Here is a 14531-nt window from a genome sequence, read left to right as displayed (position 1 = left end):
AATGAAATTTATCTGCGACACCGAGCGCTGCATCGACTGCAACGGTTGCGTGACGGCCTGCAAGAACGAGCACGAAACGCCCTGGGGCGTGAACCGGCGCCGCGTGGTGACCATCAACGACGGCATTCCCGGCGAACGCTCGATCTCGATGGCCTGCATGCACTGCACCGACGCGCCCTGCCTGGCGGTGTGCCCGGTCAATTGCATCTACCACACCGAGGACGGCATCGTGCTGCACTCGAAGGACCAGTGCATCGGCTGCGGCTACTGCTATTACGCCTGTCCCTTCGGCGCGCCGCAGTTCCCGGAAACCGGCCTGTTCAACCACCGCGGCAAGATGGACAAGTGCACCTTCTGCGCCGGCGGCCCGGAACCGGACACCTCGGAAGCCGAGTTCAAGAAGTACGGCCGCAACCGCATCGCCGAAGGCAAGCTGCCGGCCTGCGCCGAGATGTGCGGCACCAAGGCCCTGATCGGCGGCGATGCCGGGGTGATCGCCGACATCTACCGCCAGCGCGTCGAAACCCGCGGCTACGGCCCGGAACTGTGGGGCTGGAAGATCGCCTACGGCAAGCCCAAGCGCGGCGGCAATATCCAGGCCACCGGCCAGGGCCCGCGCGAGAACCAGAACCTCAAGGATTCGCAGAATGACGAGGGGAGGCTGCTGCCATGAAGCGACTCTTCCTGATCCTGGCACCGCTGGCCTTCCTGGCCGGCTGCCTGGAGGTCGACCAGCATCCGCACTGGGTCAAGGGCCAGTACGCGGGCAAGAAGGACAACCGCCAGTACGACGTGCACTTCCACCACGACAAGCTGTCCTGGTGGGGCACGATCAGCAACCGCAACCAGCACCAGAACGAATACAACCGGGCCAATCCCTGAGGAGCCGACCATGCGATCATCCAACTGGTTATTGTCCTGCCTGATTGCCCTGGTGATGGCCTTCAGCCTGTCCTCGGCCTGGGCGGGCGTGCCCAACAACCGCGCCGAACCGGCGTATGCCGAAGAGCAGACCATCCTGCAGGCGGAGCGGGATTCGAAGTCGCCCGAACCGGGCCTGGCCAACAAGGATTCCGGCCGCGTGCACGTCGACCGCCATTACCTCGGCCAGTACGGCAGCAAGGAAGGCACGGTCATCGTCCAGCGCGGCGGCAACCAGTGGCGCGTGTGGCGTAACGGCCCGCTGGCCACGCTGTCCGGCACCATCCTGGTGCTGGCGCTGGTCGCCATCCTGCTGGTCGCCAAGCTGATCGGTAAACTGACTTCCGACCCCGACACCGGACGCCGCATCCAGCGCTTCACGTCCTGGGAGCGCAACATCCACTGGGCCACCGCGATCACCTTCATCATCCTGGCCGTGACCGGGATCGTGATCCTGTTCGGCAAGAAGCTGCTGATCCCGCTGCTCGGGCACGACATCTTCGCCTTCATCGCCTACATTTTCAAATACCTGCACAACTTCGTCGGCCCGCTGTTCATCGTGTGCTCGGTGCTGATGTTCTTCACCTTCCTGCGCCGCAACTTCTTCCGGAAAATCGACTGGCTGTGGATCAGGAAGGGCGGCGGCATGCTGACCCACGAGCACGTGCCGGCCGGCTTCTTCAATGCCGGCGAGAAGAGCTGGTTCTGGCTGGGCGTGACCCTGCTGGGCCTGGTGATGTCGATCAGCGGCCTGCTGCTGGACTTCATCGGCTTCGGCCAGACCCGCTATGTGCTGCAGGTCGCCAACTACCTGCACCTGATCGGCGCCACCTTCTACATCGCCGCTGCCATGGGCCATATCTACATCGGCACCTGGGGTACGCCGGGCGCCTACCACGCGATGCGCCACGGCGACGTCGACGAAGCCTGGGCCCGTTCCCACCACGGCATCTGGTACGACGAGGTGAAAGCCGGCGTACCGGTCGGCACTTTTGACAAGCGCGAGCCGCCGGCCGACCATCCGCCTGCCGGCGGGGCGCCGCGTGACCTGCCTCCAGGAGTGCGGCCATGAAAGCATTAGTTTTTCTTATGCATGCGGGTGCGGCGGCGTTGCTGCTGAGCGCGGCCGGCTGCAAGCAGCACGGCGACGAAGCCATGCGCGAAACCAAGTTCCCGGGCATGGTCTCGGCCGGCGGCGGCACCAGCGGCCAGGTGATGGCGCGTAACGGCGGACCGAAGACCGATGCCACCTATGCGGGCGGCACGCCGGGCATCGCCGGCGGCTCCGGCGGCAATACCTCCGGCGCCGGCACCGGCGGCAGCACCCGCGAAACCGGCCAGGGCCCGAGCAGCGGCGTGAGCACGCCGTCCAGCGGCACCGCGGCCCAGAGCGGCGCCACCCAGACGAATTCCGGCGACAGCGGCAACAACCCGGTGAAGCCCGAGGCCACGCCGGCGCCGCAGCCGGCCGCCGCCCACCGCGATCCGGGCGCGAACAGCGCCGCGCCGGGGCGCTGACAGCCGAGTATGGAGGACCAGGCCATGAGGACTACCCATTTATCGAAAAAGCACACCGGCCGGCACCCCGCGCTCAAGGCGGCGGTGCTGATTGCCGGCCTGCTGCTGGCCAGCGTCGCCTGGGCCGCGCTGCCGCAGCCGACCCCGGCCCAGCAGCAGGCGGCTGCCGCCAAGAAAGCCGCCGCCGACGCCCAGGCGGCCAAGGACAAGGCCAGCCTGGCGGCGTCGATGGATGCCGTCACCGCGCGCTGGCGCACGCGCGCGGCGCAGGAAGGCTGGAAGACCCATCCGGCGGTGGCGATCGCGGCTGCGGCGCCGGCCGCTGCGCCCGCCGCGGGTGGCGCGCCGGTCACGACCGCCGGTCCGGCGACCGCACCGCCCGGCACGCTGGGCGCTGGCGCCACCACGGTCGCGGGCCAGACGGCCGCCAACCCTGGGGTCAAGAGCGAAAAACTGGGCACCGCACCGCCGAGCGAGGACGTCAAGAAGGCGCCGACCCGCGCCCAGCCGAGCAATGCCAAACCGACCGTCGACAAAGGCACGCCTGACGTGAAGAACAAATGAAGATGGGCAGCATGCCGATCGCGGTGCTGATGCAGCGCCGCAGCGTCAAGCACATCTGGGCTGATGAAGCCTGGGAAGCGGTGGGCGTCGTGCCCGACCGTGGCAACCTGCCGCAGGTGCAGATGCTGAGCCAGTCGCCGGAGCGCGACTACTACCTGGTCTCGGGCCTGGAGCTGGAACTGTACCCGGACGAGAACGAAGGCTATTTCGAGAACGTGATGGCGCCCGAGTCGAAGGTCTTCGTGTTGTGGCGCATGGAAGAGGGCCGGGCGATGCCGGTGCGGGCCTCGGTCAGCTATGTCGAGGGCACCCGCATGTTCGACTCCGGCGAGAACGCCGACGGCGTGACCATGCCGGCCGATATCTATGCCTGGGTGGCCGGCTACCTGCGCGAACACTACCAGCCCAAGCCGCGCCGCGGCCGCCAGCACGGATAAGGAAGCGCATGGCCGAAGAAGGTTTCCTGCGCCGTTGGGCGCGCCGCAAAGCCGAAGTGCAGACCGAGGGTCGCGACACGCACGCACCCTTGCCAGACTCGGCGCTGGCGCCGGTGCCCTCGCTGGGAGGCCAGCAGCCCGCCATGCCGGCGGCAACGGCACTGGCGGCCGACACCGCAGCCCGCCAGCCGGCACCGGCGCCCGCCCCGACCCCGGAACCTGCGCCGGCGCGCCCGCTGCCCACCATGGAAGACGTCGCCAGGCTGGACAAGGACGCCGACTTTTCCGCCTTCGTCGCGCGCGGCGTCGACCAGGCGGTGCGCCGCAGCGCGCTGAAGAAGCTGTTCGCCGATCCGCATTTCAATGTGATGGACAAGCTGGACGTCTATATCGACGATTACACCAAGCCCAGCCCCATGTCGGAAGCCATGCTGGCCTCGCTCGAGCACGCCAAGAGCGTGTTCGCGAGCATGCTCGAGGAGAAGCCGGAGCAGGAAGACGACGCAAAAACCGAAACACAAACACAAACACAACAACCACCTGAACAAGAGACACAATGAATATCCGTTTCATCGAAGGGCAGGGTGCCGATCCGGCCCGCGAGGCGAGAAACCTGCTCGCCAGGACGGCCGCCATCGCCTCGCTCGCCGGCATCGAAGCGCCCGAGGCGCTCGACACGGTCGGCTACAAGTCGGCCGGCCATACCCTGGTCATCGGCAGCAGCGAACAGGCCTTGCCCTGGGCCGACCGCCTGGCCGGCGGCCTCAACGTGACCGTGCTGCTGCTGGATGCCGACCAGGCAACCCGGCCACCAATGCGCATCTACCCGGTGTTCGCGGTGCGCGCGGTGGTGCTGTCCGGCTGGCTGGGCGCCTTCCAGGCGACCTGGCAGGCGCCCAAGCGCGCGCCCGAACACGGCAAGTTCGACCTGGTGCTGGATCTCGGGGCGGTGCCGCAGATCGGCACCCACCAGCGTCCGCACGGCTACTACGCGCCGGGCCCGGACGAGGCTGCGCGCGCGGAAGCCGTCGAAGAGCTGCTGGAGATGGTCGGCGAATTCGAAAAGCCGAAATACTTCAGCTACAAGGAGCGCCTGTGCGCCCATAGCCGCAACCAGTTGGTCGGCTGCAATGCCTGCGTCGAGATCTGCTCGGCCGGCGCCATCGAAGGTGCCGGCGACCTGATCAAGGTGAATCCTTACCTGTGCGCCGGCTGCGGCGCCTGCACCACGGTCTGCCCGACCGGCGCGATTTCCTACGCCTACCCGGCCGCCAGCCACACGGGCGGGCGCATCAAGACCGTGCTGCAGGCCTATGCGCAGGCCGGCGGCGAGGAACCGGTGCTGCTGCTGCACGGCCTCGAAGGCGCCGCGCTGCTGGCCCAGCTGGGCGAAGCCGTTCCCGGCCGCCTGCTGCCGCTGGGTCTGCATCACACGGCATCGACCGGCATCGACGTCTGGCTCAGCGCGCTGGCCTATGGCGCGTCCGGCATCACGGTCTTGACGACGGAGGCCGAAGCGCCCCAGTACGCGGCCGCGCTCGGCCAGCAGATGGAGATCGCCCAGGCCATCCTCGACGGTCTCGGCTATGCCGGCCCGCACCTGCAATTGCTGCGGGTGAGCAGCCCTGACGAACTGGCGGTGGCGCTGCAGCACGCGCCGCGCGGCGAGGTGCCGCCTCAACCGGCCGGTTTCAACATCGCCGCCGACAAGCGCAACACGCTGGATTATGCGCTCGACCACCTGGTCAAGCACGCGCCGGTCAAGGCCGAGCAGATCGCGCTGCCGGCCGGCGCGCCCTTCGGCACGCTGGCGGTGGACAGCGCCGCCTGCAGCCTGTGCATGTCCTGCGTCGGCGCCTGCCCGAGTTCGGCGCTGATGGATGGCCAGAATGCGCCCCAGCTGCGCTTCGTCGAAAAGAATTGCGTGCAGTGCGGCCTGTGCGCAACCACCTGCCCGGAAGATGCGATCCGCCTGGTGCCGCGCATGAACCTGACGGAGACACGCAAGCAGACCGTGGTGCTGAACGAAACCCAGCCCTTCCACTGCATCCGCTGCAGCAAGCCTTTCGGCACGCTGCGCATGGTCGAGACCATGCTGGCGCGCCTGGCCTCGCACCCGGCCTTCGCCGGCAACCTGGACCGCATGCGCATGTGCGGCGACTGCCGCGTGATCGACATGATGACGCCGAAGGACGAGATGTCGATCGGCGAAGTGAAAGAATTACGACGTTCGTAGGGTGGGCACCCCGTGCCCACGCACAAGCTTCGTGTGACCGCACGGCCGTAAGCCATGGCAGAATGTTCGAAACAGAACATACAAGGAGACAGCCATGGCCGCATCCCCCCACGAGCGCTTCATCCAGGCGCGCGACTTCCTGCAACAGCACCGCCTCGACTACGACACCGCCTACCGCGACTACTGCGCGCCCGAACTCGATGCGTTCAACTGGGCGCTCGATTACTTCGACGTCCAGGCAAAAGGCAGCGACACCCCGGCCCTGTGGGTGGTCGAGGAAGACGGCAGCGAAAGGAAGATCAGCTACGCCGACATGTCGGCGAGGTCAAGCCAGGTGGCCAACTGGCTGCGCGCGCAGGGCGTCCAACGCGGCGATCGCGTGCTGCTCATGCTGCCCAACCGCGTCGAGCTGTGGGAGATCATGCTGGCCGGGATCAAGCTGGGCGCGGTGCTGGTGCCGACCACCATGCTGGTGTCGCCGGCCGACCTCGAAGACCGCCTGCAGCGCGGCCACATCCGCCACGTGATCGCGCAGGCCTCGGAAGCGCACAAGTTCGCAACGCTCCCAGGGGACTATACCCGCATCGCGGTCGGCACTGTGCCCGAGGGCTGGCGCGACTTCGCCGACAGCGCCACGGCGCAGCAGCAGTTCACTGCCGAAGGCGTCACGCGCGCCACCGATCCGCTGCTGCTCTACTTCACCTCGGGCACCACCGCCAAGCCGAAACTGGTGCTGCACAGCCACCAGAGCTATCCGGTCGGCCACCTGTCGACCATGTACTGGATCGGCCTGAAGCAGGGCGACGTCCACTGGAACATCTCTTCGCCCGGCTGGGCCAAGCATGCCTGGAGCTGCTTCTTCGCGCCCTGGAATGCCGGCGCCACCATCTTCGTCTACAACTACGAGCGCTTTTCGGCGCGCGCCTGCCTGGACGTGATCTGCCGCTGCGGCGTGACCTCGCTGTGTGCGCCGCCCACGGTCTGGCGCATGATGATCAAGGAAGACCTCACGGCGTGGAAGCCGCCGCTGCGCGAGCTGGTCGGCGCCGGCGAGCCGCTGAATCCGGAAGTCATCGAGCAGGTCGAACGCGCCTGGGGCATCCGCATCCGCGACGGTTTCGGCCAGTCCGAGACCACCTGCCAGATCGGTAATCCGCCAGGCCAGCTCGTCAAGCCGGGCTCGATGGGACGACCGCTGCCGGGCTACAAGGTAACCCTGCTCGACCTCGACGAACAGCCGGCCCAGGAGGGCGAAATCTCGCTCGTGCTGGACCCTGCACCGCTGGGTCTGATACTGTGCTACGAAGGCGACGAAGCCAAGACCGCGGACGTGATGCGCGGCGGCCACTACCACACCGGCGACACCGCCACCGTCGACGAAGACGGCTACTACTTCTACGTCGGCCGCAACGACGACGTGTTCAAGTCCTCCGACTACCGCATCAGCCCCTTCGAGCTGGAGAGCGTGCTGATCGAGCACCCGGACGTGCTGGAAGCGGCGATCGTGCCGAGCCCCGATCCGCTGCGCCTGTCGGTGCCGAAAGCCTTCGTCACGCTGCGGCCGGGCGTCGAGCCGACCCGCGAACTGGCCGGCGCGATCTTCGCTTTTGCGCGCGAACGGCTGTCGCCCTATAAGCGGATCCGGCGCATGGAGTTCACCGAGCTGCCGAAGACGATCTCCGGCAAGATCCGCCGGGTCGAGCTGCGCAAGGCCGAGCAGGCAGGCGGACGGACGGGGACCGAGTACCGCGAGGAGGATTTCACAGCTTGACCGATTGGGCCGGCTGGGGGCGGGTCTCGTGATGCTGCGCGGTCGCCGGGTCGATGGTCCCCATCAGCCGGTCCCAGATCAGGAAGTAGTAGCCATAGTTGTGGCGCCCCTTCGCATGGTGGGCGTTGTGCGCGGTCGCGGTGTTGATCCACCGCCCCAGCCAATGCCGGCTCATCGAAGGCGGATACAGCTCGTAGCCCAGGTGCCCGTACACGCCGTAGATCACGTTCAGCCAGCCGGCGATCATCAGGGCAGTGAGGTGGGCCGGTACGGCAAACAGCACGATCAGGTTCACGCCGCTGAGCACGAGCGCCTCCAGCAGGCTCATCGAATAGGTGCTCCAGGGATTCGGATTGACCGAGCGGTGATGCTGCAGGTGGAACCAGCGAAACAGCCGGCGGTGGTGCATCAGGCGATGGGTCCAGTAAAACCAGGTGTCCTGGATCAGCAGGAGCAGGACGATGCTGAAGAAGAAATACGGCCAGCCGCGTTCCCCGATATGGCGGTACACCTGCGTGTGCTTGCCCAGGCCAAACAGGAACAGCACCGGCACGAACAGCCCGAATACCAGCACCGGCCCGATGCTGGCGAGCAGTTCGCGGCCGATCTGCCTTGCCGCCACGGGCTTTTGCTGCAAGGGTGCGCGGCGCGCAGGCCGGGCACGCCACCACAGCCAGGCGGCAGTGAACAAGGTGGCGACGATCAGATAGATCATGGCGTTGGTCCAGACGCTCGCGCCTGCACGTTTGAGCCAGAACTGAAAATGGTAGGGCAGCGCCAGCGAGTCGCTCAATTGCTTCCTCCTTGTTCGAGCTTGCAGAAGAAGCAAATGTAAGCCATCTAGACCATGTTGTCTACATTATCCTGTGTTACAGCGCCAGGCCGATCCCGGCGGCGCCGGCAAGCACCAGGCTGGCGCCCCAGACCGCATCGAGGTTGAGCCAGGCGCGCCGCAGGAAGCGCAGGCCGAGATAACGGTAGACGATCCATGCCATGGCCATACCGGCCAGCAGGGTGGCGAGCGTGTGCACGGTGGCGACCAGCACCGTGGCGGCGAGATTCGTGCCGATGTTCGCCTGCGCCCGCGCCAGCCCGGCCGCGAGCGCATCGTGCCCCGGCGCGGCGCACAGCCCGAGCATGAAGGGCGCCAGCATCAGCCCGGCGCCGTGGGCGGTCGCCATCAGGAAGGACCACCACGCCAGCCGGGTCGGCGGAATGCGCGCCAGCAGGCGCGGGTGGCGCCGGTTGATCAGCTTGAACACGCCGAACAGCAGCACCGCCGCGCCGGCGCCGATGCGGATCGCCTGGCTCCATGCCACATACCAGCTGAGCAGGGCGAAGGGCGCCAGCCCCACGGCGATGGCGGCAAAGTGTCCGCCGCCCAGCGGCAGCAGGGTGGCGAATACCGAGGCCGCGCGCCGGTCCGCCATGCCGTTCGCGACCGCCAGCGGCCAGCCCATGGCCGGGTTCAGGCCATGGTAGAGGCCCAGGCCGATCACCGCGAGCCAGAGGACGCCGGTATTCAAGCAGATGGATAGCAGAACGAATCGGTCGAGCAGTCGCCGCCCTGCAGGCGGATCTGGTGCGCCGCGTAATCCGGCCCGAAGTCGACGTAGAAGGCGGGGTCGAGCTCAATGCCGCCGTTCTCGCCCACCTTGCACATCAGCTGCACACCCGGCACGCCGTCCGGATAGAACTGCGCATCCCAGCTGCTGTACAGCGAATTGGTGAAGTAGACCCGCTTGCCGTCGCGGCTGATCTCGGTCATCTGCGGGCCGCCGCCGATCGGCCGGCCGCTCGGGTGCTGCGCATGGCGGGCGATGCCGCCGGCGCGCACGCTGCCCGTCAGTCTGGGGTGCATCGGGTCGCTCACGTCGTACTGGCGCAGCTCGCCGGTACCCCAGCAGGCCACGTACAGGAAGCGGTCGTCGAGCGAGAGGTCGATGTCGCTGATCAGGGGCGGCACCGCGCCGAAGCCCTTCAGCAGCGGCGGCAGCTGGTCGGCCTCGGCCGGCTCGGGCGGGATGGTGGCGGTTTTCCTGATGTGGAACTCGCCGTTTTCGCGGTACCAGGTCCAGATCGAGCCTTCCAGGTTGGTGGTGTCGACCACCACGCCCAGGAAGCCGTATTCGCGCGTCGGGTCGTGGGCCGGGCGGATCTCGAGCGCCATCTGGTGATTGCTGCCCAGGTCGATGGTCTGCAGGTGCTTGCGCTCGCGCAGGCTCCAGAAATGCACGGCGTGGCCGTATTTATTGGCCAGCAGATCCTCGGCGACGATGCCGTTCTCGAACTGCGGCGGCAGACCCCATTCGCTCGACACCATGTAGTCGCGCGGCAGGTTCCACCAGAAGTCGTAGTGCAGCTTCTGCGGCCCACGCTCGATCTCCCAGCGCCCGAGGATCTCGAAGTTTTCGCAATCCATGATGGCGATGCCCGGCGGCCCCTGGGTGCCGTCGGCGCCGGCGCCGCCCAGGGTGCTGATGTAGATGCCTTCCGGGCCGCAGTGCACGGTGTGGGGCCGCGAGTAGCCGGTCTTGCGCAGCAGCTCTTCGGGTTCGATGGTCTTGACCAGTTGCGGCTTGCGCGGATCGGGTTGGGTGTCGACGATGTAGATGCGCGAGGAGCGGATGCCGGGAATGACAAGAAAGCGGCGTTGCAGGTGCGCGTGGCCGGACATCGGCGACAGCGCCGAGCTGCAGGCATTCCAGCCGAAGTGGTGGAATTCGTCGCCCAGGTTGGGCATGACCAGCCGGTCGATCACCGTGCCGTAAGTGTTTGACGCCGGATCGACGTCGACGACCGCCAGCGCATCGGGTTGCGAGCGGTCGGGCGACAGCAGCACCGTGTAGGCGATCCGTTCGGGTTCCGCTTCCATCGCCAGCCGCGGCGAGGGATGGAATGTGGGATCAGGACGCATGGTTTGCAGCATGATGGCTCCTCATTCAAGAAAGCAGCGAAAATCGGCCGAGCCTTCAAGACTGTGCCCCGCCTTGGAGACTGTCAAGGACGCCGCCGATCTCTCTTGCCATAGGTCAGATCAAAAACCATTCGCGTGCGGCACGAATCATGCTTTTCGGTCAATAATAGGCATCCTCTTCGTTCATCCACCGTCCACGAATCTGTAATGAGCCCATCTGCGAAAAGCTACGAAGTCAGGAAGTCTCCGGTACACGGCAATGGCGTGTTCGCGCTGCGCCCGATCGGCGCCGGGGAACGCATCATCGAATACCGCGGCGAACGCATCTCCTGGGATGACGCCACCCAGCGCGCCGTCGAGCGCGGCGGTCCCGTCAACCACACCTTCTATTTCAGCCTCGCCGACGGCAATGTGATCGACGGCGGCAGCCGCGGCAACGATGCGCGCTGGATCAACCATGCCTGCGAGCCGAACTGCGAAGCCTATGAGGAAGACGGCCGGGTCTGGATTCACGCCCTGCGCGATATCGACGAGGGAGAGGAACTGAACTACAACTACGCGCTCATCTACGACGAGCGGCACACGCCGGCACTCAAGCGCCTGTTCGCCTGCCGCTGCGGCGCGCCGTCCTGCAGCGGCACCATGCTGGCGCCGAAGCGCCGCACCAGAAAGCGTACCGGCACGAGCACCGCCGCTGCCGCCTGAATAGAAAGGTCTTCATGAAACCCGTTGTCCGCAGCCTGTTAGAGACCGATCTCTACAAATTCACGATGTGGCAGGCCTTCCTGCACATGCATCCGGGCGCCACCGGCGAATACGAATTCAAGTGCCGCAACACGCCGGCCTATCCGCTGGCCGAACTGAAGGACGACGTCGAGCGCGAGCTGGACCTGCTGTGCGAGATGATGTTCACCGAGGACGAAGTGAACTACCTGCGCACGCTGCGCTTCATCAAGAGCGACTTCGCCGACTACCTGACCCTGTTCCGCTTCCAGCGCAAGTTCATCCAGGTCGAGACCGACGGCCCGCACCTGCGCATCCGCGCCTGCGGCCCGATCGTGCACGTGATGGGCTTCGAGATCTTCGTGCTCTACATCGTCAACGAACTCTACTTCCGCCGCTTCGACCAGGCCGCGGCGCTGGAGGAGGGCCGCAAGCGCCTGGCGCAGAAGGTCGAGGAATTCCGCGCCTTCGACCTCGAACCCAAGCGCCTGAACCCCTTCGAGTTCTTCGACTTCGGCGTGCGCCGCCGCTTTTCCGGCGAGTGGCACGAAGAGGTCGTCGAGACCATGGCGCGCGAACTGCCGCGCTTCTTCAAGGGCACCTCGAACGTCTACCTGGCCAAGAAATTCAACCTGGTGCCGATCGGGACCATGGCGCACGAATACATGCAGGCTTTCCAATCCTTCGACGTGCGCCTGCGCGATTTCCAGAAGAAGGCGCTGGAAGACTGGGTGCAGGAATACCGCGGCGACCTCGGCACGGCGCTGACCGACGTGGTCGGCATGGACGCTTTCCTGCGCGACTTCGACCTGTATTTCGCCAAGCTGTTCGACGGCCTGCGCCACGATTCCGGCGACCCCATCGAGTGGGGCGAGAAGGCGATTGCCCACTACGCCAAGCTGCGCATCGACGCCCGCACCAAGCGCCTGGTATTCTCGGATGCGCTGACGGTGCCGAAGGCGCTGAACCTGTACCGCCACTTCGCCGACCGCGTGCAGCTGGGCTTCGGCATCGGCACCAAGCTCACCAACGATACCCAGTACGAGCCGCTGAACATCGTCATGAAGCTCACCCGCTGCAATGGCCAGCCGGTGGCCAAGCTGTCCGACAGCCCGGGCAAGGGCATGGGTACCGACGAGACCTTTATCGCCTATCTGCGGCAGGTGTTCGACCAGCACATTTGAAAAAGGAGGCCGGCCGTGAAGCTCGACGGGCGCAGTGCCATCGTGACCGGCGCGGCCGGCGGCATCGGTCTTGCCACCGCGCGCCGCCTGCTGAGGGATGGCGCCAGCGTGCTGCTGGCCGACCTGAACCAGGACAAGCTCGAGGCGGCGGCGTCGCAGCTGGCGCTTGAAGCCAAGGCCGACCCCAGGCGCATCGCCACCGTGGTCTGCGACGTCAGCCGCGAAGACCAGGTCGTGGCCGCGGCGGACGAGGCCATCGCCCGCTTCGGCCATTGGGACATCGTCGTCAACAATGCCGGCCTGATGATGTTCAAGCCCATCGAAGAGCAGACCGTCCAGGACTGGCAGCGCATCCTCGGCGTCGACCTGCTCGGCGCCTTCCTCTTCATCAAGCAAGCCTTCCTCAAGATGAAGGGCGGCGGGGCGGTGGTCAACGTCTCCAGCGTGCACGCGGTCGAGACCGAGCCGCTGGTCGCGCCCTATGCGGCGGCCAAGACCGCGCTGCTGTCGCTGACCCGCTCGGCGGCGCTGGAGGGCAAGCCCAAGGGCGTGCGCGTGAACGTGGTGCTGCCGGGTGCGGTCGACACGCCGATGTTATGGGATAACCCGAACGTGCGCTCCGGCGCCGAAGTCATCAACAAGGCCGAAGTCGGCACCCCCGACGATATCGCCGCCGCCATCGCCTTCCTGTGCGGCGAGGATGCCGCCTTCATCTGGGGCGCCGAGCTGCGCGTGGATGGCGGGCGCCTGGTACGGCTTTGATCTTCCAGCGACGACATCGCTTGCACATCGCTTCATAGCACCTATCCTGCATAGGACGGCGCCGGCCGGCGCCGACCTGCTGGGGGTGCAAGCATGACGAACATGAAAAACGAAGTGGTCGATGCATTCAAGGCCACGCTGCGGGAACCGGTGCTGCAGCCGGGCGACCCCGGCTACGACGACGCGCGCGCGATCTGGAACGCCATGATCGACCGCCGTCCCGCCATGATCGCGCGCTGCGCCGGCACCGCCGACGTGGTGGCAAGCGTGAACTTCGCGCGCGAGAACGGCTTGCCGCTGGCCGTGAAAGGCGGCGGCCACAACATCGCCGGCAGCGCATTGTGCGAGGACGGCATGGTGATCGACCTGTCGCCGATGCGCGACGTCCACGTGGACCCGCGTTCGCGCCTTGCCTGGGCCGGCGGCGGCGCGCTGCTGTCCGACATCGACCATGAAACCCAACCCTGCGGCCTGGCGGTCCCGCTCGGCATCAACTCGACCACCGGCGCCGCCGGCCTGACCCTGGGCGGCGGCTTCGGCTGGCTGAGCCGCATGCATGGCCTGGCGGTCGACAACCTGGTCGGCGCCGAAGTCGTCACCGCCGACGGCCGGCGCCACTGGGCCAGTGAAGAGGACGAGCCCGACCTGTTCTGGGCCATCCGCGGCGGCGGCGGCAATTTTGGCGTGGTCACGCTGTTCCAGTTCGCCCTGCACCCGGTCGGACCCGAAGTCACGGCCGGGCTGGTCGTGTTCCCGGCCGCGCAGGCGCAGCAGGTGATGCGGCATTACCGCGACTTCGTCGACGCGCTGCCCGACGAGATGAGCGTCTGGGCCGTGCTGCGCCAGGCGCCGCCGCTGCCCTTCCTGGCGGCCGACTTGCACGGCACGCCCATCGTCGCGCTGGCGCTGTTCTCGCCGCAGGCGCCGGATGCGGTGGCGCCCATGCTCGAACAAATACGCGGCTTCGGCCAGGTGCTGGGCGAGCACGTCGGCGCCGTGCCCTACGAAGCCTGGCAAAAGGCCTTCGATCCGCTGCTGGCGCCAGGTGCGCGCAACTACTGGAAATCGCACAACTTCACGCGCCTGTCCGACGAAGCCATCGACGTGGTGCTGCGCTACGCCGGCGCGGTGCCGACGCCGCACTGCGAGATCTTCCTCGGCCTGATCGGCGGCAAGGCGAATACGCTGCCGCCCGACGCCACCGCCTACCCGCACCGCGACGTGCAGTTCGCGATGAACGTGCACGGACGCTGGATCGATCCTGCGGACGACGACAAGGTGGTGAGCTGGGCGCGCGAATTCTTCGCTGCCGCCGCGCCGCACGCCGCCGGCAGCGTCTACATCAACTTCCTGACCCAGGACGAGGGAACGCGCATCCGCGAAGCCTACGGTCCCAACTACGGGCGCCTGCAGGCGATCAAGCAGCGCTACGACCCCGACAACCTGTTCCGCTTCAACCACAACATCCGTCCTGACGCATGACGCGTCGGATCGATGC

Annotated in this window: 16 protein-coding genes; 13 read left to right on the top strand and 3 right to left on the bottom strand. The window is 66.8% G+C overall.

All coding sequences use genetic code 11. The features are described from left to right. Position 1 precedes the first annotated feature (1 nt). The 9 genes from fdh3B to NX782_RS01195 all read left to right on the top strand — a co-directional run bounded on the left by fdh3B (position 2) and on the right by NX782_RS01195 (position 7447). Positions 2-673, top strand: coding sequence for a formate dehydrogenase FDH3 subunit beta (gene fdh3B / locus NX782_RS01235; protein ID WP_258843659.1), 672 nt, complete (start codon positions 2-4; stop codon positions 671-673). After that, positions 670-882 (top strand): hypothetical protein, encoded by a 213-nt coding sequence (locus NX782_RS01230; protein ID WP_258843658.1) that lies wholly within the window; start codon positions 670-672, stop codon positions 880-882. The genes fdh3B and NX782_RS01230 overlap by 4 nt, the downstream gene beginning before the upstream one ends. Positions 883-892: 10 nt before the next feature. Continuing rightward, entirely contained in the window at positions 893-1993 is a 1101-nt protein-coding gene (locus NX782_RS01225; protein WP_258843657.1) for a formate dehydrogenase subunit gamma, read from the top strand. Further along, positions 1990-2439, top strand: a complete 450-nt coding sequence (locus NX782_RS01220) for a hypothetical protein (protein WP_258843656.1) — start codon at positions 1990-1992, stop codon at positions 2437-2439. Before NX782_RS01225 ends, NX782_RS01220 begins: the two co-directional genes overlap by 4 nt. A 24-nt stretch (positions 2440-2463) precedes the next feature. After that, positions 2464-3003, top strand: a complete 540-nt coding sequence (locus NX782_RS01215) for a hypothetical protein (protein WP_258843655.1) — start codon at positions 2464-2466, stop codon at positions 3001-3003. Then, positions 3000-3440 carry a DUF3305 domain-containing protein gene (locus NX782_RS01210; protein WP_258843654.1) on the top strand — a complete coding sequence of 147 codons (441 nt, stop codon included), beginning with the start codon at positions 3000-3002 and terminating at the stop codon, positions 3438-3440. The genes NX782_RS01215 and NX782_RS01210 overlap by 4 nt, the downstream gene beginning before the upstream one ends. A gap of 8 nt (positions 3441-3448) precedes the next feature. Further along, positions 3449-4000: a DUF3306 domain-containing protein gene (locus NX782_RS01205; protein WP_258843653.1), complete on the top strand. Its 552-nt coding sequence runs from the start codon at positions 3449-3451 to the stop codon at positions 3998-4000. Beyond that, complete coding sequence (locus NX782_RS01200) at positions 3997-5676, top strand: 4Fe-4S binding protein (RefSeq protein ID WP_258843652.1); 1680 nt, start codon at positions 3997-3999, stop codon at positions 5674-5676. Before NX782_RS01205 ends, NX782_RS01200 begins: the two co-directional genes overlap by 4 nt. Positions 5677-5770: 94 nt before the next feature. Next, entirely contained in the window at positions 5771-7447 is a 1677-nt protein-coding gene (locus NX782_RS01195; protein WP_258843651.1) for an AMP-binding protein, read from the top strand. Here the strand turns inward: NX782_RS01195 and NX782_RS01190 are convergent. From NX782_RS01190 to NX782_RS01180, 3 genes are all read right to left on the bottom strand, one after another. After that, positions 7437-8240, bottom strand: a complete 804-nt coding sequence (locus NX782_RS01190) for a sterol desaturase family protein (protein WP_258843650.1) — start codon at positions 8238-8240, stop codon at positions 7437-7439. The two genes, NX782_RS01195 and NX782_RS01190, sit on opposite strands and share 11 nt — an antisense overlap. Before the next feature lie 76 nt (positions 8241-8316). Further along, on the bottom strand, positions 8317-8973 hold the full coding sequence (locus NX782_RS01185; protein WP_258843648.1) for a hypothetical protein: 657 nt from the start codon (positions 8971-8973) through the stop codon (positions 8317-8319). Beyond that, complete coding sequence (locus tag NX782_RS01180; RefSeq protein WP_258843647.1) at positions 8970-10376, bottom strand: selenium-binding protein SBP56-related protein; 1407 nt, start codon at positions 10374-10376, stop codon at positions 8970-8972. The genes NX782_RS01185 and NX782_RS01180 overlap by 4 nt, the downstream gene beginning before the upstream one ends. Positions 10377-10571: 195 nt before the next feature. Here NX782_RS01180 and NX782_RS01175 point away from each other — a divergent pair, with 195 nt between their 5' ends. The 4 genes from NX782_RS01175 (at position 10572) to NX782_RS01160 (ending at position 14515) form a co-directional block, all read left to right on the top strand. After that, positions 10572-11069 carry an SET domain-containing protein gene (locus tag NX782_RS01175; protein WP_258843646.1) on the top strand — a complete coding sequence of 166 codons (498 nt, stop codon included), beginning with the start codon at positions 10572-10574 and terminating at the stop codon, positions 11067-11069. A 14-nt stretch (positions 11070-11083) separates the two neighbouring features. Beyond that, positions 11084-12271: a nicotinate phosphoribosyltransferase gene (gene pncB / locus NX782_RS01170; RefSeq protein WP_258843645.1), complete on the top strand. Its 1188-nt coding sequence runs from the start codon at positions 11084-11086 to the stop codon at positions 12269-12271. A 15-nt stretch (positions 12272-12286) separates the two neighbouring features. Next, a complete protein-coding gene (locus NX782_RS01165) occupies positions 12287-13033 on the top strand; it encodes an SDR family NAD(P)-dependent oxidoreductase (RefSeq protein WP_258843644.1) in 747 nt (248 codons plus the stop codon). 93 nt (positions 13034-13126) lie between these two features. Then, positions 13127-14515 carry an FAD-binding oxidoreductase gene (locus NX782_RS01160; protein WP_258843643.1) on the top strand — a complete coding sequence of 463 codons (1389 nt, stop codon included), beginning with the start codon at positions 13127-13129 and terminating at the stop codon, positions 14513-14515. Positions 14516-14531: the final 16 nt, after the last annotated feature.

The sequence above is a fragment of the Massilia norwichensis genome, assembly GCF_024753245.1.
GTDB lineage: Bacteria > Pseudomonadota > Gammaproteobacteria > Burkholderiales > Burkholderiaceae_D > Telluria > Telluria norwichensis.
Note: the sequence above shows the minus strand (reverse complement) of the source record. Positions and strands in the feature narration are given on the sequence as shown.